General features: G+C 65.8%; 17 protein-coding genes and 1 tRNA gene. 13 read left to right on the forward strand and 5 right to left on the reverse strand.

Translation table 11 applies throughout. From position 1 onward, the window contains the following. Positions 1-26: 26 nt before the first annotated feature. Positions 27-2135, reverse strand: a complete 2109-nt coding sequence (locus A3Q7_RS21275; RefSeq protein ID WP_040570909.1) for a cytochrome-c peroxidase — start codon at positions 2133-2135, stop codon at positions 27-29. 255 nt (positions 2136-2390) lie between these two features. Continuing rightward, the gene (locus A3Q7_RS19735) at positions 2391-3221 is read right to left on the reverse strand and encodes an FxDxF family PEP-CTERM protein (protein ID WP_018411648.1); all 831 of its coding nucleotides are present in this window, start codon (positions 3219-3221) and stop codon (positions 2391-2393) included. A 239-nt stretch (positions 3222-3460) separates the two neighbouring features. Here A3Q7_RS19735 and A3Q7_RS0109585 point away from each other — a divergent pair, with 239 nt between their 5' ends. Further along, the gene (locus A3Q7_RS0109585) at positions 3461-4948 is read left to right on the forward strand and encodes a tetratricopeptide repeat-containing sulfotransferase family protein (RefSeq protein ID WP_026224674.1); all 1488 of its coding nucleotides are present in this window, start codon (positions 3461-3463) and stop codon (positions 4946-4948) included. A 168-nt stretch (positions 4949-5116) separates the two neighbouring features. Beyond that, positions 5117-5839 carry an FxDxF family PEP-CTERM protein gene (locus A3Q7_RS0109590; protein WP_018411650.1) on the forward strand — a complete coding sequence of 241 codons (723 nt, stop codon included), beginning with the start codon at positions 5117-5119 and terminating at the stop codon, positions 5837-5839. Between the two features lie 2 nt (positions 5840-5841). Here the strand turns inward: A3Q7_RS0109590 and A3Q7_RS0109595 are convergent, their stop codons facing one another. After that, positions 5842-6357, reverse strand: coding sequence for a hypothetical protein (locus A3Q7_RS0109595; protein ID WP_018411651.1), 516 nt, complete (start codon positions 6355-6357; stop codon positions 5842-5844). A 59-nt stretch (positions 6358-6416) separates the two neighbouring features. Between A3Q7_RS0109595 and A3Q7_RS0109600 the strand changes: the two genes are divergently transcribed. The 10 genes from A3Q7_RS0109600 (at position 6417) to A3Q7_RS0109645 (ending at position 16241) form a co-directional block, all read left to right on the forward strand. Further along, on the forward strand, positions 6417-7763 hold the full coding sequence (locus A3Q7_RS0109600; RefSeq protein ID WP_232417901.1) for a sensor histidine kinase: 1347 nt from the start codon (positions 6417-6419) through the stop codon (positions 7761-7763). After that, the gene (locus tag A3Q7_RS0109605) at positions 7756-8289 is read left to right on the forward strand and encodes a response regulator transcription factor (RefSeq protein ID WP_018411653.1); all 534 of its coding nucleotides are present in this window, start codon (positions 7756-7758) and stop codon (positions 8287-8289) included. The genes A3Q7_RS0109600 and A3Q7_RS0109605 overlap by 8 nt, the downstream gene beginning before the upstream one ends. A 98-nt stretch (positions 8290-8387) precedes the next feature. After that, on the forward strand, positions 8388-9728 hold the full coding sequence (gene pcnB, locus A3Q7_RS0109610) for a polynucleotide adenylyltransferase PcnB (protein WP_018411654.1): 1341 nt from the start codon (positions 8388-8390) through the stop codon (positions 9726-9728). Continuing rightward, on the forward strand, positions 9725-10078 hold the full coding sequence (locus A3Q7_RS0109615; protein ID WP_018411655.1) for a DMT family protein: 354 nt from the start codon (positions 9725-9727) through the stop codon (positions 10076-10078). Before pcnB ends, A3Q7_RS0109615 begins: the two co-directional genes overlap by 4 nt. 27 nt (positions 10079-10105) lie before the next feature. Further along, positions 10106-10744, forward strand: coding sequence for a deoxynucleoside kinase (locus tag A3Q7_RS0109620; RefSeq protein WP_018411656.1), 639 nt, complete (start codon positions 10106-10108; stop codon positions 10742-10744). Then, positions 10741-11577 carry a 3-methyl-2-oxobutanoate hydroxymethyltransferase gene (gene panB, locus A3Q7_RS0109625; protein ID WP_018411657.1) on the forward strand — a complete coding sequence of 279 codons (837 nt, stop codon included), beginning with the start codon at positions 10741-10743 and terminating at the stop codon, positions 11575-11577. Before A3Q7_RS0109620 ends, panB begins: the two co-directional genes overlap by 4 nt. Before the next feature lie 5 nt (positions 11578-11582). Further along, the gene (gene panC / locus A3Q7_RS0109630; RefSeq protein ID WP_018411658.1) at positions 11583-12422 is read left to right on the forward strand and encodes a pantoate--beta-alanine ligase; all 840 of its coding nucleotides are present in this window, start codon (positions 11583-11585) and stop codon (positions 12420-12422) included. A 103-nt stretch (positions 12423-12525) separates the two neighbouring features. Further along, a complete protein-coding gene (gene panD, locus A3Q7_RS0109635) occupies positions 12526-12909 on the forward strand; it encodes an aspartate 1-decarboxylase (protein ID WP_026224676.1) in 384 nt (127 codons plus the stop codon). A 114-nt stretch (positions 12910-13023) separates the two neighbouring features. Continuing rightward, positions 13024-13902, forward strand: a complete 879-nt coding sequence (locus A3Q7_RS0109640; RefSeq protein ID WP_018411660.1) for a LysR family transcriptional regulator — start codon at positions 13024-13026, stop codon at positions 13900-13902. A gap of 95 nt (positions 13903-13997) precedes the next feature. After that, entirely contained in the window at positions 13998-16241 is a 2244-nt protein-coding gene (locus A3Q7_RS0109645) for an SLC26A/SulP transporter family protein (RefSeq protein WP_157278160.1), read from the forward strand. Positions 16242-16323: 82 nt separating this feature from the next. Here A3Q7_RS0109645 and pepN read toward each other — a convergent pair whose 3' ends face one another. Next, entirely contained in the window at positions 16324-18972 is a 2649-nt protein-coding gene (gene pepN, locus A3Q7_RS0109650) for an aminopeptidase N (RefSeq protein ID WP_018411662.1), read from the reverse strand. A gap of 284 nt (positions 18973-19256) precedes the next feature. Here pepN and A3Q7_RS0109655 point away from each other — a divergent pair, with 284 nt between their 5' ends. Next, positions 19257-19838 carry a hypothetical protein gene (locus A3Q7_RS0109655; protein WP_018411663.1) on the forward strand — a complete coding sequence of 194 codons (582 nt, stop codon included), beginning with the start codon at positions 19257-19259 and terminating at the stop codon, positions 19836-19838. Between the two features lie 174 nt (positions 19839-20012). Here the strand turns inward: A3Q7_RS0109655 and A3Q7_RS0109660 are convergent. Next, a tRNA-Thr gene (locus A3Q7_RS0109660) sits at positions 20013-20088 on the reverse strand. Positions 20089-20096: the final 8 nt, after the last annotated feature.

The following is a 20096-nucleotide window of genomic DNA, read 5'->3' on the forward strand; positions in this document are numbered from 1 at the left end:
GGAGGCCGCGCACGAACACAAGCCGGTCAATCATCGAGATACTCCACGAATGGCTTGAGCGCGTCGCCGCTGCCCTCGGCACCGACGGCGGGTATCGTTTCCAACAGATCGGCCGCCAGACCTGCGCCCAGCGACCCGCCAGCGCGCATCTGGACATGATCCCCGACATGGCCGACCGGTACCGACAGCTCGGGGTGATCGAAGGGCGCGCGGCGATAGCGCACGCGATCATCGGTCAACGACTTGAGGAACTCGATCAGATCGGCGCGCGCCTGTGCCGATGTCTGCAGTTCGACCTGCGGAAATATGAGCCCGAACGGCTTGGCTCCAGGCGCATAGTTGCCGCCCCGCGCATAGAACTCGACCACTTGCTCCAGCGTGGACATGCTGCCGTCGTGCATGTACGGACCGGTCAGTTCAACATTGCGCAAGCCCGGTACCTTGAAGGCGCCATCGACCTGGGCCACCATTTTTCGTGTGTCGGGCCTGGCCAGTTCGCGCGCAGCCGCCTCCACTGTGGGGAGCCATGCCGCCGTGGGGTTGAAGCATGCCACCGTCGATTCCGTTTGGGCACGTACACCATCGGCCGGTGAGAACATGAAGGCCGGGCTGGCGATATTGCGTGCGACCGCCAGGCTGAGATCGCAGGCGCGTACGAGACTTACCGGCGGATCCAGCACCGCAGCCTGATTGCCTGCAAGGTAGTGCAGGAACTGTCGCGCGAAGGACAAGGGATTGCCGAAGTCATCCTCCCCGCCCAGCCCGATGTCGCCGTCAGGCGCGCTCACGCCCGATGCTGCGAAACCGATGTCGGTGAAACCGGCACCCGACAGATTGCGACCGCGATCCAGCACATTGCTGGTGGTACTGACCCGGAAGCCCGCATCGCCGAACGCTGAAGGATGCGTCTTAGCCAGTTCGGCATTGGTCGCCAGCGCAGCCGACGTGAATGCCGGCCCGATGTGACACATCGCGCAGTGAGCAGCGCGGAAGTGCTGGAAACCCCGCACCTGGGCAGGCGTCAGATCGATAGGCAAGCCCTGCTCGTCACGTCGGCTGCGGTCGAAAGGGCTATCGTCGGACACCAGCGCGGACTGATACATCTGCAATGCCAGTGCCATGAACATGCCGAAGTTCGCCTCGACCTGACTGTACGGAACGGGCTGGTCATCGGTCTGGCTCGACGAGGGTGCGCCGAATGGCCCGCGTGAGCCATACGACCAGTATGTCGCGTTGAAGGTCTGGCGTATCAGCGTCAGATAGGTGTTCTTGAGGCCGGTACGCAACACGCCGGGCGTGCTGTTGGCATAGGAGCCCAGTACCGAATCGTTCCAGTGCACGCGCTGCGTCTCGAGCGGCTTGCGTAGCAAGAGCTTGCGCCCGATGTCGGCGAGGGTGCGACCGGCACAGCTCATTTCCGCGCTGTCACGCGGCGGCGCCACGGCCTGCGAAGCAAGCGCCGAATTCACCAGAGCAAGACGCTCGAGGCCGACCGAACCATCGGCACGCCTGACCCACACTCCCGCTGCCTGATCGCGCATGCCCCATGAACTGCTGCCATTGAATACGTTGTTGGCGCGACCGTCCCAGAAACCGCGATGATTGAAAACCGCGTTGATCACGCTGGGTGCATTGCGCGGCGTCACCGCCCGCGCGCCGACGCCCCTTACGTGGAACAGCTCGCTCGCCGAGCGATCGCACGGATCGATGCCGGAACCACTGAGCGCCACCGACTGGAACTGGCCACCAAAGCTGCCCGCCGAACCGGTGACATCGTCCGACTGACGCAGATAACTGGTCAGCGCCGTTTCGTTCAGCGGCTCGCGCATTTCGGTGAAGGGGAAATCGCCCTTGCGCAGGCGATAGTTGGCTCCACGAGCCAGGCCATCGACGCCGGGCTCGAAGCTCACCGCCGCATCATGCCCGCGCCCGGCGGGAGAAACCTGATTGCGCGTGCGCCGGTCAGCGCCGGCATGAAAATGACAGGTCGCACAGGCCACGCCATCGCTGCCCAGATTGCTGTCCCAGAACAGGGCCTTGCCCAAAGCGATCGCCTTCGCGCGATCGACGATGATCGGTGAAGGGCCATCCAGCAGACCCGGTACCGTGGGCGGGCTGACGCCTTTCAGCGACATCGGAACCGGGCCGAATGCTGCAATCGCATCGAGTTCGGCATCGGCTGACGCGCCCCGCGGTAGCAGCAGCGCGCACGCGATCGCAGCGGCACACAGGATAAAGAGGCCGGAGCGCGCGCCCATCCGGCGCAGTCCGGGACGATTCAACAACGACTTGAGAAACATTGCAGCTCCGGCAAAACTTGACCTGGAAGCGAAAAGAGGCACCCGACGGAACGGGTGCCCCTCATGGCCCAGCGCGCAAACGCGACCGTGTCAGACAATACGGCGGCGTGCGATCGCTGCGATCAGCCCAAGACCGCCCAGCAGCATGGCCCAGGATTCGGGTTCGGGCACTGCCGCCACTGCGCTCACGCTGAGTGTGTAGCTGACCGCGGTGTAGTCGGTATTCGTGCCACCGAAGAACACGGTGTACCAGCCTGCCTGCATGTCATTGAAATTCAGCGTGATGGTATTGCCGACGGCAGTACCGGTCACACCGCGCTCGAAAGTGTCGCTCACGCTGACATCATGCACGCCATTCAGGATGACTTCGCCCCAGCCGTTCTGCGCGGGATCGCTGTGGCTCTCGCCGGTCACCGCGTAAGCCAGCGTCTCGAGCAGATTGCCGTTGCTGCCGGTGGCCCAGAGCGTGCCGGCATCACCGATCTGACCGACCGCATTGAACGAGTGCGGCGAATTCCATTCGTTGGCCGCCACGTCGGAGAAATCCGCAGTGCCTCCGTTGAACTTGGTGTCACCCGATGCCCAGACCGTCATGCCGGGGTTGAACAGCGCAGACGCATCAGACGTCGGCGCGAGGGTGATCGACACGTCGGCTTCGCCGGTCAGGTAGAAGGTGTACCAGGGCGAGTTGCCGGAATGCGCCCATGCCGCATTCATCAGACTGGCATTGTCGGCGTAGTTGTTCGAGCCCGGAGTGCGGGTGGCCGTGATCGATTCGCCGATCGCCAGATTGGGCGAGGTACCCAAGCCATCGTTCCAGGTCTTGAAAGTGATCGAATTGTCGGCGTGGACTGCCGGTGCAGTCAGTGCAAATGCGCCGACGACGGCCGCGTTCAGCGCCGAGATACGGATTGCGTTCATGGTGGCTCCTGTGGTGGTTCGATCCGGGTCGCTCGTGCTGGCGACCAACGGGGCAATCGAGTCGGAGCAGACTAGCGACGCGGCCCCGATCGCACCATGTGACACGTTGTCGCACCGCTACCGCCCGCGAACGCAGGTGCTCATCATTCACATTTTCCGAATGCGCCCGTTCCATGAAATCGCCCCCACACGCCACGCCCGCCACTCACGACGACCTGCTCCCCCTGGCGATTGCACGCATGCACGCCGGCCGCCATGCCGAAGCACTGGAGAATTTTCGTGCGCTGGCGCAACAACGGCCGGATCAGATAATCGCGTGGGCGGGTTTGGGTCGCTGCGCCGGACATCTCGGTCATCGCATCGAGGCCATCGCATCGCTCGAGAGGGCGGCCCATCTGGCGCAGCAGGGACTCGGGACGAACATCTCCGCGGATGCGGCTCTGGACGTCGCGTTCGAAATGCACAGACTGTTCGCGCATGATCGGTCAGTGGCGCTGATCGAAACCGTCGTGCAGAAGAATCCCGATCATGCTCGCGCGCATCACCTGCTTTCCCAGGCTCTGGAGCGCGCCAACCGGATCGAGGACGCCTTGCTCAGCGCACAGCGAGCCGCGAAGCTCGCGCCGGACGAAGGCAATGCCCAGTTGCAACTGGCCGTGCTTGAGGCGCGCTGCGACATGCTCGATAGCTCCCGCCAACGGCTGCAGCCCCTGTGCGATCAAGCGCGCCCGCCGGGCCTGCGCGCGCGAGCCTTGCACGAACTCGCGCGCGTGCTCGACCGTTGCCAGGCGTTCGACACGGCTTTCGTCACCATGCAAGCGGCTCAGCGCCTGCAGCTCGAAGCTGCGCACGCCGGCGGATTCGATGCCGGCTGGCTGACGCGGGAACTGGCGCGCGAACGTGCGCTGTGCACGGCCGAGTGGCTGAATCGGCATGGCTTTCACGGTGATGACGGACGCGACGATCCTCTCTTCGTGGTCGGCTTCTATCGATCGGGCACGACTCTGCTCGACCAGATGCTTGCCAGCCACCCGCACATCCAGAGCAGCGGAGAAGCGGCACTGCTGCCGGCGGTCCACCGCGAGCTGGTGCGGATGCAACCGGCACCGGGCCTGCACTGGACCCAACGCTGGGAGGCATTGGGTCCAGGTATCGCGGAACATCTGAGGGATGTGTACTTCCGCAGCGCCGAGCGCGCGATCGGCCCAAGATCGCCGGGAATGGTGCTCATGGACAAGACGACGATGAACAGTATCCATCTCGGCCTTGTCAATGCGCTCTTTCCACGTGCGCGGATCGTGTTCGCACGGCGTGACCCGCGCGATGTTCTGATCAGCGCCTGCCTGCAGTCATTCGAGCCCTCCGCATTGACCTGCCTGCTGCTTGAATGGCAGGGCGCGGCTCGCTTCTTCGACGAGGTGATGCGGCACATGCAGGCGACGCAGACAGTGCTTCAGCATATGCAGCAGATCCTTCGCTATGAGGACCTGATTCGTGACCCGCAGGCGGTACTAGCCCCGGTGCTGCGACGCGAGGGACTGTCGTGGGACGCTCGCATCCTGGACTTCCATCTTCATTCGCGGCCGATCGCAACGCCCAGCTTCGCCGATGTGGCCCGCCCCCTTTACGGCGCCGCAGTCGGACGCTGGAAGCACTACAGCAAGCGTATGGACGAAGTTGCAGACTGGCTTGCGCCACATATTGCCTCGGGTCACTACGCGTCGTAATTCCATCGCCAGCGGCATGCGACCTTTTGCCGCATTCCCCGATGCGGAGTTCTTGGCTGGAATACCGGAGCATTGGTCGCTTGCCAGTACACCGCTTGATCCGCAGCGAGGCATGCGGGTTGAGACAGATCGCTATCCATCACCCACGCCTCCCGGAGGAAGACAACCATGAAAACAACATTTGCCCTGCTGGCCACTGCACTCACCCTGCCGACTTTCGCGCACGCGCACATCGGATACAACGGGCGCAATTTCGGCAGCTTCGACGCCGCCGGTGGCAGCGTCACCCTTTCCAACCAGGCGGTGTCCGGCAACTACGGCTGGGCGGACGGCCTGGACGACGATTTCGGCGATTCGCACCGGCTGCGTGCCTTCCGCTTCACGCTGGGCACGGAAACGACCATCACCTTCAGCGTGGCGGCCAATCCCGGCGCCACAGCCAGCTCGGTAGCCGGGCTGATTCCGGGCTTTTCCATCTTTTCGGGCCTGGCCCACGTGTCACCCTTCAAGGCCGATCACGACACCGCGGCTGCCAGCATCGACTATCTCGAATCTCTGGGCGGCGTGGCCAAGGAAGGCGCGTTCCGAGCGCTCGCCGACTGGCGCATCGCCAATGACGATGGGCTGTTCTCCAACTTCACCTTCATGGGGTATGCGGCCGATACCGACCTGGACGGTCAGGTAAGCGGCACCTTCACGCTGGCCGCGGGCGACTACAGCATATTTGTCGGCGGCGCGAACTACATCGCCCAGCTCGATCCGACACTGCCGTCCTACGGCATGACGGCCACGCTGACGGTGGCGGCCGTGCCGGAGCCGGAAACCTATGCGCTGCTGCTGTCCGGCCTCGGGCTGATCGGCGCTGCCGCGCGCCGCAGGATGTCGCGCTGATGTCAGGACGCGGGAGCGGCAGCCTGCGCGCTCCCGGTCTGCAGCCGGAACGGCAGCTCCAGCCGTTCGCTGCGCGTGACGACGAACAGCCGGGCGTTCCAGCGCATTGCGCCGGTCACGCAGACCGGCAGGGTGACTGCAGCGGACCACTGACCGGATGCATCGCGCCGCAGCGCTTCGCGATACACACCCATGCTCATGTCGACGCCGTCGAACTCGAGCGCCGCTTCCTCCGCATCGAATCCACGCAATTGCAGCAGTGCCCGGAACGGTGTGCCGGCGGGAACAGGACGCGGCATCAGCGACAGCAGCACCTGCCGGCCGTCGGCGATGTCGGCCCGGCAACGGTCGCGCTCCAGCCTGCACGGTGGCGGCACGACGACGCGCGTCGGCAGGCTGTCGCGCAATTCGGCGCGCGGCCACAGCAGCACCACGGCAAGCAGTGCCAGAACCGCCAGGGTGTGCGGCAAGGTGGAACGGAAGGTCATGCTGTCCATCGCGCTATCGGGGTCGGCCATGCCGGACCCAGCGACCCGGCGCGTCCGACTATGCATGCGCTGTTGCGTGCGGGCAAGCCGTGCCCGATACAATCGTGACGCGCGCCTTGCCACGCCCTTTGCCGATGAATGCCCACGTCACGTCACGCCTGTCGATGTCGCCCCCACTCCATCGCCCGCTCTCGCTGCCTGCCGATCGCGTCGCCGGTCTGATACGGGCCCGCTGGTGGGCTCTGGCGCTGCTGCTGGCCGCGACGCTGGGCACGCCGGCCCTGCTCGACGCAGCGCTGCCGCTCACCCCGATGCTGCTCATTCTGGCGACGGTCGCCCTCTGGAACGGATCGCTGTTCTGGCAGGCGAGACAGGGACACAGTTCAGACGCCACTTCGTGTCTCCTGCAGTTGTGCGTTGACCTCCTTGCATTCGCCGGCCTGCTGCATTTCAGCGGCGGCGCGACCAATCCTCTGGTGTCCATGCTGCTGTTGCCGGTCGTGCTGTCCGCGCTGCTGCTGTCGCGCCGCGCCGTCGCCGCGCTGGCGACCCTGGCCATCCTGCTGTACTCGCTGCTCATGGTGAGTTTCGTTCCGCTGCCGGTTGCCGATCCGCAACGCGCGGCCATGCTGCATCTGACCGGCATGTGGCTCACCTTCGTCGTATCCGCGGCCATGCTGGCCTGGTTCGTGATGCGCACCACCGACGCGATGCGCCGCCGCGACGCCGAACTGGCCCTGGCACGCGAACAGACCTTGCGCAACGAGCGCGTACTGGCGCTGGGCGCGCTGGCGGCCGGTGCCGCCCATGAGCTGGGCTCCCCCCTGGCCACGCTGGCGGTGCTCGCGGGCGAACTGGAGCGCGCAGCCGCGCCGGACAGCGACAATGCCGCCGATCTCAAGCTGATGCGCGAGCAGATCGCCTACTGCAAGCGCATCATCACGCGTCTGACCGAGGACGCCGGCCAGCAACGCAGCGAAGGAGCGGAGTCGATGCGCTGCGATACCTGGCTGGAGGGCCTCCATGCGGCCTGGCGCAGCCTGCGCGGGCACAGCGATTCGACGTTCACGCTGCTTGCCAGCGGCGAAAGCCCGCCGCCGGTCATCGTGGTGGAGCCGACACTGGGCCAGAGCGTGGTGAGCCTGCTGGACAACGCGCTGCGCGCCGGCGGACCGGTCGATCTGGCGCTGGACTGGGATGCCGACCATCTCACGATAGAAATCCGCGACAGCGGCCCGGGCTTCGCCGCCGATGTCCTTCAGCGCGCCGGACGGCAGACCTTCGGCGAGCACGCGGAAGGACGGGGTATCGGCCTGCTGCTGGTCACCGCCAGCGTGGAACGCCTGGGTGGCCGGCTGGAACTGGACAATCCGTGGACCGGGGGCGCGCGGGTCCGCGTCCTTCTTCCGCTTGCGCGCGTGGGGCTGCATGGCTGACAGCATCCTGGTCATCGACGACGATGAAATTTTCAATGCTGTGCTGGTGCAGGCATTGCGCCGCCGTGGCCATGTCGCGGACGGATGCTGCGAAGCCGAGCGGGCGGTCGATGTCGCGCGTACGCTGCAGCCCTCGCGTATCGTGCTGGACCTCAATCTGGCAGGCAGCTCCGGGCTCGCCCTGGTGCGGCCGCTGCTGGAAAGACTGCCGCAGGTGCGCATCGTCGTGCTGACCGGCTACGCCAGCATCACGACGGCAGTCGATGCGATCAAGCTCGGCGCCATCCAGTATCTGGCCAAACCGGTCGAGGTCGACGCCATCCTGTCGGCCTTCGAATCGGGCGTCGACGCCCGTACCGATGCGCCGCTGGACGCGGAGCCGCTGTCGGTCGGTCGGCTGGAGTGGGAACATATCCAGCGTGTGCTCAAGGAGCACGAAGGCAATATTTCGGCCACCGCACGTGCTCTGAAGATGCATCGCCGCACCTTGCAGCGCAAGCTGATGAAGCGGCCGGTGAAGGCCTGACGGACGGCATGACGGGCCGACGCGGCTCGCATGCGTTAACATGTCGTGCATTGCACGAACGCGCAGCCCGCTCCGTTCCGCCAGAAAGCCTCACACTGATGATCAGAAAGTTGCTGCGGCGCATTCTCCGCCGTCCTGAAGACAACACATCCACGCACCGGCCCCGCGGCCCGGTTCATATTCCGCGCGACCGCCACGGCATTGCGCGGGAACACATCCTGCCGGCGGCGCGCAAGGTATGCGATGCACTGCAGGCCGAGGGCTACCAGGCCTATGTGGTCGGTGGCGCCGTGCGCGACCTCATCGCCGGCATCGAACCCAAGGACTTCGACGTTGCCACCAGCGCGACACCGGAACAGGTAACGGCGGTGTTCCGCCGCGCGCGCCTGATCGGGCGCCGCTTCAAGATCGTGCACGTCATGTTCGGGCGCGACACGATAGAGGTGACCACCTTCCGCGGTGACGCCGAGGCGGTGACCGACGAGCATGGACGCATCCTGCACGACAATGTATTCGGCACCATGGAGGAAGATGCGGCACGCCGCGATTTCACCGTGAATGCGCTGTACTACGATCCGTCGTCCGAAACCGTGGTCGATTTCCACCACGGCGTGGCCGACCTCCAGCAGAAGACGCTGCGCATGATAGGCGAACCGATACGGCGCTACCGCGAGGATCCGGTGCGCATGCTGCGCGCCGTGCGACTGGCTGCCAAGCTTGGCCTGTCCATCGACCCCGCCGCGCGCGAGCCGATACGCGCCATGGCCGACTTGCTGGAAAACGTGCCGCCGGCCCGCCTGTTCGACGAAATGCTCAAGCTGCTCACCAGCGGCCACGCCGTGCGCTGCGTGCGGCAACTGCGCGAGGAAGGCCTGCACCACGGCCTGCTGCCGCTGCTGGACGTGATCCTGGACCAGCCGATGGGCGAGCGCTTCGTCATGCTGTCGCTGGAACGCACCGACGAACGGGTGCGCGAGGACAAGTCCATCTCTCCCAGCTTCCTGTTTGCAACGCTGCTGTGGCACGAAGTGCTTGCCGACTGGGAAAAGCGCAAGCAGGCGAACGAACCGGCGATCCCGGCGCTGTTCGACGCGATGACCAGCGTGCTCGACCAGCAGGCGGAAAAACTGGCCATCACCCGGCGCATCGCCACCGACATCCGTGAGATCTGGGCGTTGCAGCCGCGCTTCGAGCAGCGTTCCGGCAAGCGCCCGTACCGCATGCTCGAATTGCCGCGCTTCCGCGCCGCCTACGACTTCCTGCTGTTGCGCGCCGGCAGCGGCGAGGTGGAACAGGAACTGGCCGACTGGTGGACCGATTTCGCCGCCGCCGACGCTGCGCAGCGGGAGGCCATGCTGCGGCCGGACGAGGCGCCGAAGAAACGTCGTCGGCCGCGGCGCAAGCCCACGGGCGGCGCCGGCCCGGCCGCGGCTGCATGAATTTCGCGCAACTGCCCGCCTGGGTGCAGGCGGCCGGCCTGCTGGTCGCATCGAATGTGTTCATGACCTTCGCGTGGTATGCCCACCTGAAGGATCTGAACCACCGGCCCTGGTGGGTGGCCGCGCTGATCTCATGGAGCATCGCGCTGTTCGAATACCTGCTGCAGGTGCCGGCCAACCGCATCGGCCACACGCAGCTTTCGCTCGGCCAGCTCAAGATCATGCAGGAAGTGATCACGCTGACCGTATTCGTGCCGTTCGCCGTGTTCTACATGGATCAGCCGTTCAAGCTTGACTATGTGTGGGCCGCGCTGTGTATGCTGGGCGCGGTGTATTTCATCTTCCGCTGAAACCTCCCCGACCGGAACGCCGCATCGATGCTGGACAAAGCACGCTACATCGTCGTCGAAGGCCCCATAGGCGTGGGCAAGACCTCGCTCGCCCGGCGACTGGCCGAGCATCTGCAGGCCCCCACGCTGTTCGAGAAGCCGGAAGAAAATCCTTTCCTGGCGCGCTTCTACCAGAACATGGAGCGCTATGCGCTGCAGACCCAGTTGTTCTTCCTGTTCCAGCGCATGGAACAGCTGCGCGAGGTGATGCAGGACGACCTCTTTTCCGGCCGCCTGGTGGCCGACTTCCTGATCGACAAGGATCCGCTGTTCGCGTCGATGAACCTGTCCGACGACGAGTACGCGCTATACCGTCAGATCTTTGCGTCGCTCAAGCTGCAGGCGCCGGCGCCGGATCTGGTCATCTACCTGCAGGCGGACGCGGATACGCTGGCCGAACGCGTGCGCAGGCGCGGCATCGATGCCGAACGGCGCATCAGTGAAAGCTATCTCGCACGCGTGGTCGAGCGTTACGCGCGCTTCTTCTATCAGTACGACGCCAGTCCGCTGTTCATCGTCAATGCGGAAGAACTGAACCCGGTCGACAGCGACGACGATTTCGCGCTGCTGGTGGAACGTCTGGGCCAGATGCGCTCATTCCGCGAATTTTTCGGGTACGCCACATGACCTATATGCGCGACTCCGATCCAGCCCGCCGCCCGGTCACGCTGAATACGCTTGCCCGCATGCGCAGCCAGGGCGAGCGCATCGCCATGCTCACCTGTTACGACTCGACCTTCGCCGCCGTGTGCGAAACCGCGGGTGCCGAGGTGCTGCTGGTCGGCGATTCGCTGGGCAATGTGCTGCAGGGCCATGACACCACGCTGCCGGTGACGCTGGACGACATGGCCTATCACACCGGCTGCGTCGCGCGCGGTCTGGCCAATGTCGACGGTCGCGCCTTCCTGATCGCCGATCTGCCCTTCGGCAGCTATCAGGAAAGCCGGGAACAGGCCATGCGCTCGGCGGCAAGGCTCATGACTGCGGGCGCCCAGATGATCAAGCTGGAAGGCGGCAGTCACATGGCCGACACCGTGCGCTTTCTGGTCGAGCGCGGCGTGCCGGTGTGCGCCCACCTCGGATTGACGCCGCAATCGGTGCACCAGCTCGGTGGCTATCGCGCCCAGGGCGTGACCGAAGCCTCGGCTGCGCGACTGCTGGCCGACGCGCGGCTGCTCGACGAAGCCGGCGCCTCGATGATGGTGCTGGAAATGGTGCCCGCCCGGCTGGCGGCGGACGTGACCGCCGCTACGCGCCTGATCACGATAGGCATAGGGGCCGGTCCGCAGTGCAGCGGCCAGGTGCTGGTGCTGCACGATGTGCTGGGCCTGTTCCCGGGGCGGCGCCCGCGCTTCGTGCGCAACTTCATGCCGGGCGCCGACGACGTGCATGACGCGCTGTGCCGCTATGTCGCGGCGGTCAAGGACGGCAGCTTCCCCGGTCCGGAACACTGTTACTGAAGCCGATGCAGATCCATCCGACGATAGCCGGCCTGCGTGCCGCCCTGGATGCCGAGCGCGCGCGCGGCGCGCGCATCGCCTTCGTGCCCACCATGGGCAATCTGCACGAAGGTCATGCCTCGCTGATGACGCAGGGGCGGGACATGGCGGACGTGGTGGTCGCCAGCGTGTTCGTGAACCGGCTGCAGTTCGGTCCGAACGAGGATTTCGACCGCTATCCGCGCACGCTGGACGCCGACTGCGCGCGCATGCGTGACGCCGGCGTGGCCCACGTATTCGCGCCGGACGAATCCGAGCTCTACCCGCAGGCCCAGACCCTGCGCGTGGTGCCCGACCCGGCTCTGTCCGACATCCTGGAAGGCGCCTTCCGGCCCGGCTTCTTCACCGGCGTCGCGACCGTGGTGTGCAAGCTGTTCAATATCGTGCAGCCGCACATCGCGCTGTTCGGCAAGAAGGACTACCAGCAGCTCATGGTGATACGGCAACTGGTGCAGCAGCTGGCGCTGCCCATCGCCATCGTCGGCGGCGAAACCCTGCGCGCCGGCGACGGCCTGGCCTTGTCCTCGCGCAATGGCTATCTGTCGCCGGATGAACGCGCGCGGGCGGTCTTGCTGTTCCAGGTACTGTCGGCGGCACGCGAGGCCGTACGCGCGGGCGACCGGGACTACCCGCGCATCGAGGCGGACGCACTGTCCCGACTTCGTGACAGTGGCTGGTCACCACAATATATTGCGGTGCGACGACAAGCCGACTTACAATCGCCGGCCGCTCACGAATCCAGACTGGTGATCCTGGCCGCCGCCCTGCTCGGGACGACGCGCCTGATCGACAATCTGGAAGTGTAGGTCGCCACGATGCGCTCAGGCCGGTGGCGTTCCAGTAGCGCACTGTCGCGCATGCCCCGCGTGCGCGTGTTGTCCGAACAGCGCGATATTTGAGGAGCGCCTCATGCAACGTACGATGCTTCAGTCCAAGCTGCACCGCGTCACCACCACGCACTCGGAACTGCATTACGAAGGTTCGTGTGCCATCGACCAGGACCTGCTCGACGCCGCGGACATCCGCGAGTACCAGGCCATCGACATCTACAACGTCGATAACGGCGAGCGTTTCTCGACCTACGCCATCAGCGCGGAACGCGGCTCCGGCATCATTTCGGTCAATGGCGCTGCCGCCCGCAAGGCGGCGGCGGGCGATCTGCTCATCATCGCCTGCTACGCGCAGTACTCCGAACTGGAACTGGCGCGCTACGAACCGAAACTGGTCTATGTCGACAGCAAGAACCGCATCGTCGACAGGCGCGGACAGATTCCGGTGCAGATGGCCGGCTGACACCTGCCGGCCACCCCGCCGCCGACCGGACAGGCCCGCCTCGTGCGGGCCTTGTCGTTTCCGCGGATATGAAACAATGGAAACAATGCGCCCTTCTGAACCCGGCATCCGTCCATGAACCTGCATCTGCTGCGCATCTTCCACACCGTCGGCGAGCATGCGAGCTTCTCGCGCGCCGCCGAACACCTGGGCATCAGCCAGCCGGCAGTATCCAAGGCCTTGCGCGAACTGGAGGATCAGCTCGACGTGGTGCTGATCGAACGCGGTGCGCGCGTGGTGTCGCTGACCGAAGCGGGCCAGGTGCTGTTCGAGCATGCGGCGGCCATCTTCGCCATGGAGCGCGCGGCGCTGGAAGCACTGCAGGCCTATTCCAACCTGGAGCGTGGCCGCCTGCGCATCGGCGCCAGCCTCACCGTGGCCGGGTACTGGCTGCCGGGCTATGTGGCCGATTTCGCCCAGGCACACCCGGGCATTTCGCTCAGCCTGACCAGCGCCAACACGCAGACCATCGCGGAACGCCTGCTCGCCTGCGAGATAGACATCGCACTGGTCGAGGGTCCGGTTGAGGACGAGCGTATCGAATCGCGCCCGTGGCGCGACGAAATCCTGCTCATCGTGGCCCCGCCCGACAGCGAACTGGCCCGTGCCGGCACGGTGAGTGCCGACGATCTGAAGGACGTGACCTGGATCGTGCGCGAGCCGGGTTCCGGCACCCGCGAGGTGATGAACCGCTGGCTCGACACACTGGGCATCTCGCCCGCCCACACGATAGAAGCCGGCAGCACCGAATCGGTGATACAGATGGTGGCCGCGGGAGGCGGCGTGTCCATGGTGCCGCGCGTCAGTTCTGCCGACCAGATCGCACTGGGCAAGGTCGCCACGCTCACGCTGGCGGGCATCGAACTGACCCGCCAGCTCTATCGCCTGCGCCTTCCGCGCCGCCCGCTCAGCCCGGCCGCGCTGGCGTTCGAGGCGATGATCGCGACGGACTGAGGGGAGGGGCAAGCTGCGGTCAGGCTTGCTGGAGCGATCCGGTCAGCGCCTGTCGTCAAACTGACATCCCTTCCGCCTTATGCTTGAGAGTTTGGGTGACGCCCCCGTCGGCGTGGATCACGGCACTCGACCTCATGACCGATTCTCAGCCAGATGAGCAGCCCGCGCGCCCGGTGAAGCGCTGGCTGCGGGAAATCGCCGCCGGACTCACTGTCGCCACCACCTCCATCCCGAACGAACTGAGCTACGGGCTGCTCGCCTTCGCCGCGCTGGGCAGCGCGCATGAAGGGCACGGCATGCTGGCGGCCATGCTGGCCGGCATGCTCGGCGCGGCGGCCGCACAGATCGCCGGCTGCCGCACCGGCCAGATCCATGGCGCCAGACCGGCTCTGGCGCTCATCGTTGCCGGTCTGATCAGCCAGGTGAACGCATCGCCCGCATCGCTGCCCGGGCTGGCCGCGGGTACGTCCGCCCTGCTGGCGGTGACGCTGGCCGTGGCCGGTGCAGCGTTGCTGCAGATCGTGGCCGCGCTGGCCGGCTGGGCGCGTTTCGTGCGTTTCGTGCCCTATCCGGTACAGGCCGGCTTCTTCAACGGCGTGGCGATACTGATGATGGCGGGCGGCCTCAAGCTCGTGTTCGTCGAACACGGCCACTGGATGCTGACCCCGGGATTGCTCGCCGTCACCGCCGTGGTCGTCCTTCCCGGTCTGCTGCTGCCGCGCCGCTGGCCGGCGTGGCCGGTTCTTCCTGCGCTGCTGGCCATTTCGGCGGCGCTGCATCACGCTCTGGCCGCGGCCGGGATGGACGCGGGGCGCATGCTGGGTTCGCCGGCAGGCGCCAGCCTGTCCTTCGAACCATTGACGCATCTTCCGGCCATCCTCGGTGCCGACGGCGACTGGTTGAGGAGCGTCGCCGGAGCGAGCGTCGCGATCGCCCTCGTTTCGTCGCTGGAAACGCTTTTCGCGGCCAGTCGTCTCGATGGACTGACCCATGTGCGTCACGACACGCGGCGCGAACTAGCCGCGGTGGGTATCGCCAATCTGGCGCTCGCACCGGCGGGCGGACTGCCCGCCGCCGCCGCGGTATCACGCGCCACCACCGCGTTTGCCGCCGGAGCGCGCACGCGCGTGCCGGCGCTGGTATACGTGTGCGTCCTGATGCTGCTGTGGCTGTGCGGCGGCGGATTGCTCGAGCTGATTCCACGCGCCACCGTGGGTGCCAGCCTGATATTGCTGTCGATCGGCGTGATCGACCGCTGGAGCGTCCAGGCCCTGCTCGAATGCCGAGTCGGACGATCTTTCCCGGACCGGCGACTGATGTCCAATCTGGCGATCAGCGCACTGGTCACGCTGGTCGCGGTTCTGGTCGGATTGCTCGAAGCGGTGGCCGCCGGCCTGATCGGCGCCATGTTCCTGTTCGCGCGCGACCACAGCCGCAGCGTGCTGCGTCAGGTGGTGGATGGCAGCGTCGCCGCCAGCCTGCAGATGCGGCCGCTGTGGCAGCAGTTGCGCCTGACCGCACAGGCGCATCGCTATGCCCTGATCGAGCTGGAGGGCCTGTTGTTCTTCGGCACCGCGGAGGAACTTGAAGAGGCGATAGAGACGCGCGTGCCTCGCGCCCGTTACATCGTGCTCGACTGTTCGCGCCTGGTGGACATCGATCTGTCCGCCGCGCAGGTACTGCAGCGCATGGCGCACAGACTGCGCACACGACGCACCCGTCTGGTGATCGCCGGACTGGACCCGGAAGGGCCGCGCGGCGTATTTCTTGCACGCAGCGGACTGAAACGCGTGCTGCCGGCAGGCAGCTGGTTCCCCAACGCGGACGCCGCGCTCGAATGGGTGGAGAACCAGGTGCTCGAGTCGCAGTCGGCGACCCGCCGGCTGGAAGACACGAGCTCGCTGCACCGGCTGGATCTGTGCGCCGGCATGACGCGCGAGCAGGCACAACGCCTGGGAAGTCTGATGAAACCGGGCGCCTTCGCGCGCGGGCAGACGCTGTTCCGCGCCGGCGAGGACAGCGATGCGATGTACGTGCTGCTGGCCGGCAGCGTGAGCATCATGCGCAGCGAGAACGGCGGCAGCGCGGTGCGCGTGGCCTGCATCAGCGCGGGCCTGACGGTGGGCGAGATGGGTCTGATCGAAAACAAAGCGCGGGCGGCCGACGCGATTGCCGACACCACGGTGGAAGCGCTGGTGCTCGACCGCGCCGCGCTGGAACGACTGCAACGCGACGCTCCCGACATCGCCGCCACCCTGTACGCCAATCTGGCGCGTACCCTGGCGCAGCGCCTGCGCGACACGACGGTGCGCCTGCACACCTACATGCGGCCGGTTTGACGCCCGGGCCGCGCGCCAGGAAAGGGGAACGGGAAAAATGCCGGCCGCAAGGCCGGCTCCGCCCTGCCCCCGGGTATCTCGCTCAGGCCAGCGCCCGACCCACCACCTCCGCCACATCGGCCGACAGGCCCGGCAGATCGCGTATGCTTTCGAGCGCCTTGCGGGCATGGCCCTGACGGCCTTCGTCGAAGCGCTTCCAGCGATCGAAGGCGCGGGCGACGCGGGAGGCGACCTGCGGATTCACCGGATCCAGCTCGCGGATGACGCCCGCCGCATAGGCGTAGCCCGATCCGTCCGCAGCGTGGAAATGCAGCGGATTGGCGGCGCAGAAGGTGCGCACCAGCGCATACACCTTGTTCGGATTCTTCAGGTCGAAGGCCGGATGGGCCATCAGTTCGCGCACACGCGCGCGCGTGTCGGGCAAGGGCGAGGTGGCCTGCACCGACAGCCATTTGTCGACCACCAGCGCCTCGTCCTTCCAGCGTGCGAGGAACTCGTTCAGCACGACTTCGCGCAGCGGCGTTTCACTATGCGCCAGCAGCGAAAACGCGGCGAACTGGTCGGTCATGTTGTCGGCCTCGCGGAACTGCGACAAGGCACGCAACTGCACCGCGCTGTCGTCGAGCGCCATCAGATAGCCGAGCGCCAGGTTGCGCAGCGCACGCCGTCCCATGGCCGCCGGTTCCGGCGCATAAGGGCCCGGTGCCGACATGCGCGCCATCACCTGCTCGAACGGCCCGCGCAGCCGTTCGGCAAGCGTGCGACGGAACAGTCGGCGCACCGCATGGATGGCATCCGGGTCAATGATTGCCATCTGGTCGCCCAGCCAGGCTTCGGACGGCAGCGTGAGCGCTTCCGCAGCGAAAGCCGGATCGGCATCCGACTGCGCGAGCACGGCGGCGAAGGCCTCGACGAACAGGGGCGGCACGAGCGCTTCACGCCCCGCCTGCAGTTGCGCTACCTGCGCCAGCATGAGCCGGGTGGCGAGCCGCTGGCCCGCCTCCCAGCGATTGAATTCGTCCTTGTCATGCGCCATCAGCGTGGCCAGCGCGCGGTCGTCGCATTCGAAATCGAGTGCGACCGGGGCCGAGAAATTGCGCAGCAGCGACGGCAGCGGCGCGGCTTTCAATCCGCACTGCGACAGATCGAAGGTGAAGGTCTGGGTCGTGTCGGTCAGCGACAGCACTGTGGTCGGCAGGACTTCGCGACCGTCGGCGTCGAGCAGGCCGAGCGCCACCGGAATGTGAAGGGGACCGCGCGGGAAGCTCAGCCCCTCCTCCTTCAACCTTTTCTCGTAGGCGGTTTCCGGATTGGACTGCGACAGCGTGAGCGTCCACCGGCCGAGCGCGGCATCGAATGAGGTTTCGGCGTTCACACGGGGCGTGCCGGCCTGTTCGTACCAGCGCCGGAACTGTGTGAGGTCCACGCCGGATGCGTCCTGCATGGCCGACACGAAATCGTCGCAGGTGACCGCCTGCCCGTCGTGCCGCTGGAAATAGAGCTTCATGCCACGCTGGAATCCGTCCTCGCCGAGCAGGGTGTGGATCATGCGGACCACCTCGGCGCCCTTTTCATAGACCGTGGCGGTATAGAAGTTGTTGATTTCCTCGTAGCTGGCCGGCCGCACCGGATGGGCCATCGGACCGGCATCCTCCGGGAACTGCGCGGCGCGCAGGCCGCGCACCTCCTGAATGCGCTGCACCGCGCGCGAATACTCGTCGGAACCGTATTCCTGGTCGCGGAACACGGTGAGCCCTTCCTTCAACGAAAGCTGGAACCAGTCGCGGCAGGTGACGCGGTTGCCGGTCCAGTTGTGGAAGTACTCGTGCGCCACCACGCGGTCGATGTTCATGTAATCGACATCGGTCGCGATATCGGGCCGCGCCAGCACATACTTGGTGTTGAAGATGTTCAGACCCTTGTTCTCCATCGCGCCCATGTTGAAATCGCCGACGGCGACGATCATGTAGCGATCTAGATCCAGTTCGAGTCCGAAACGCCGCTCGTCCCAGCGCATCGATTTCTTCAGCGCATGCATCGCGAAACCGCATTGATCCAGCTTGCCCGGTTCGACGTAGATCGCCAGGTCAACCGCCCGGCCGGACGCGGTCGTGTAGCGATCATCCAGCCGGTCCAGCTTCGCGGCCACCATGGCGAACAGGTAGCAAGGCTTGGGAAAGGGATCGACCCAGCGCGCCCAGTGGCGCCCGCCCGCCTCGTCACCGCTCGCAACCAGATTGCCGTTTGCGAGCAGCTCCGGGAAGCGCGTCCGGTCGGCATGCAGCGTCACGGTGTAGCGTGACATGACGTCCGGCCGGTCGGGAAACCAGGTGATGCGGCGAAAGCCCTCCGCCTCGCACTGGGTGAAGTAGCCGTCGCGCGAACGATAGAGGCCGGACAGCGTGGTGTTGCGATCGGGCTGGATACGGACCCGTGTCTCCAGCGTGCACTGTTCCGGCAGGTCAGCCAGTTCCAGCCTGCCGTCGCGAATGAAGCTGGCCGGCGCCGGCAGCGGCCGCCCGTCGACCGCCAGGCCGAGCAGTTCGAGTTCCTCGCCATCCAGCGCAAGCACCTGCGCCGGCACGGCGGCATTCCGGCGCACTGCCAGCCGGGCCGTCACCTCCGTCGAGCCATCGTCGGCGATGGACACATCCAGATCGACGGTATCGACCCACCAGGCGGGAGCACGGTAGTCGCGAAGATGGATCGCACGGGCAAAAGAGTTCTTCATTTTTGTCTTTCTGTGTCGATAACAGTCAGGGTTCTTGTTCGGACCAGACGGAACATGCAGGATTCCCTCTGGAGGCACTGTACTGCAGCACACCCAACCGGCGGAACTTGAGACGAGGCTTGCATCCGATCGACCTTCACGGTGGATCGGAGCCGGCGACCTGCATGCACAGCGCACGATGGCCGGCTGCGAGACCAGGGTATACCCTTAGTCCGGGTGACCTAAGTTCTCAGGAATGACACATCGCAGCATTACCATCGAACCAACAAATCAAAAGGTATGCCATGGGTGCACGTCTGAACGAGGGGAAAGAGGTCCATCGACCGCAGGCGGTCGATGGCGCCACCCTGCCCATCCGGGCAGGGTCAGGCTGGCCGCGCTTTTCTGCCAATGCTCCGCGCCACGCGAACGCCGCTGGCGAAACGCTTGCCGGATCGCGCCACTGGACGGCCAGCGATCTTGCCGCACTGCTTGCCGATTTCCTGAAACGCGAACATGCCTCGCTGGCCGCATGCCATGGTCAGAATGTCGAGGCGGACTGGATTCCCCTCGCCCGCGCTCTGGCCATCCGGCTGTCCGAAGCGCCCGGCATGTCGCTCGCGGCAAGCCCGCTGAAAAGTCGCTTCCTGTTGCGCGAACAGATCGGTGCCTGGCTGGTCGCGACCGCTCTCGAACCCGATGCCGCGAGCGCCATTCACATCGCACTGCCCGAGTCGTGGAATACGCAGAAGGTACTTGCCTACCTGTTCCGCCACGAAATCGCGCCCATGCATTTCGTGACTGCCGCGCTGCGCACGCACAGCGTGCCGCTGTCGATGTCGGCGACGGTCCGGACGGTCGACGAAGAAAGACGCGTCAACGGCTGACCGGATCCCATCGCCGCCCTGCCGTCCAAAGCCGCTGCCGAACAGCGGCTTTTTTCTTTGCCGCAGCCGAACAGCCGTCTTTTCTTTGCCACTGCGAAACAGTGGCGTCTGCTTTTTCGGGCTCCGGAAAGCAAAAAGCCAGTCCCGAAGGACTGGCCTGTATGCCTTGCAAACTGGTGCCGCTGACCGGAATCGAACTGGTGACCTTCGCATTACGAATGCGCTGCTCTACCGACTGAGCTACAGCGGCCCTGCAAA

Source organism: Methyloversatilis thermotolerans, from assembly GCF_000372885.1.
Taxonomy (GTDB): Bacteria; Pseudomonadota; Gammaproteobacteria; order Burkholderiales; family Rhodocyclaceae; genus Methyloversatilis; species Methyloversatilis thermotolerans.

Bases quoted from the DNA above. Each gene is read 5' to 3' on its own strand.
- A3Q7_RS21275 (WP_040570909.1), bottom strand. From the start codon at position 2,135: ATGTCGCTGAAAGGCGTCAGCCCGCCCACGGTACCGGGTCTGCTGGAT.
- A3Q7_RS0109605 (WP_018411653.1), top strand. From the start codon at position 7,756: ATGGCTGACAGCATCCTGGTCATCGACGACGATGAAATTTTCAATGCT.
- pepN (WP_018411662.1), bottom strand. From the start codon at position 18,972: ATGAAGAACTCTTTTGCCCGTGCGATCCATCTTCGCGACTACCGTGCT.
- A3Q7_RS0109640 (WP_018411660.1), top strand. From the start codon at position 13,024: ATGAACCTGCATCTGCTGCGCATCTTCCACACCGTCGGCGAGCATGCG.
- pcnB (WP_018411654.1), top strand. From the start codon at position 8,388: ATGATCAGAAAGTTGCTGCGGCGCATTCTCCGCCGTCCTGAAGACAAC.
- panC (WP_018411658.1), top strand. From the start codon at position 11,583: ATGCAGATCCATCCGACGATAGCCGGCCTGCGTGCCGCCCTGGATGCC.
- A3Q7_RS0109595 (WP_018411651.1), bottom strand. From the start codon at position 6,357: ATGGCCGACCCCGATAGCGCGATGGACAGCATGACCTTCCGTTCCACC.
- panD (WP_026224676.1), top strand. From the start codon at position 12,526: ATGCAACGTACGATGCTTCAGTCCAAGCTGCACCGCGTCACCACCACG.
- A3Q7_RS0109655 (WP_018411663.1), top strand. From the start codon at position 19,257: ATGGGTGCACGTCTGAACGAGGGGAAAGAGGTCCATCGACCGCAGGCG.
- A3Q7_RS0109585 (WP_026224674.1), top strand. From the start codon at position 3,461: ATGCACGCCGGCCGCCATGCCGAAGCACTGGAGAATTTTCGTGCGCTG.
- panB (WP_018411657.1), top strand. From the start codon at position 10,741: ATGACCTATATGCGCGACTCCGATCCAGCCCGCCGCCCGGTCACGCTG.
- A3Q7_RS19735 (WP_018411648.1), bottom strand. From the start codon at position 3,221: ATGAACGCAATCCGTATCTCGGCGCTGAACGCGGCCGTCGTCGGCGCA.
- A3Q7_RS0109615 (WP_018411655.1), top strand. From the start codon at position 9,725: ATGAATTTCGCGCAACTGCCCGCCTGGGTGCAGGCGGCCGGCCTGCTG.
- A3Q7_RS0109590 (WP_018411650.1), top strand. From the start codon at position 5,117: ATGAAAACAACATTTGCCCTGCTGGCCACTGCACTCACCCTGCCGACT.
- A3Q7_RS0109620 (WP_018411656.1), top strand. From the start codon at position 10,106: ATGCTGGACAAAGCACGCTACATCGTCGTCGAAGGCCCCATAGGCGTG.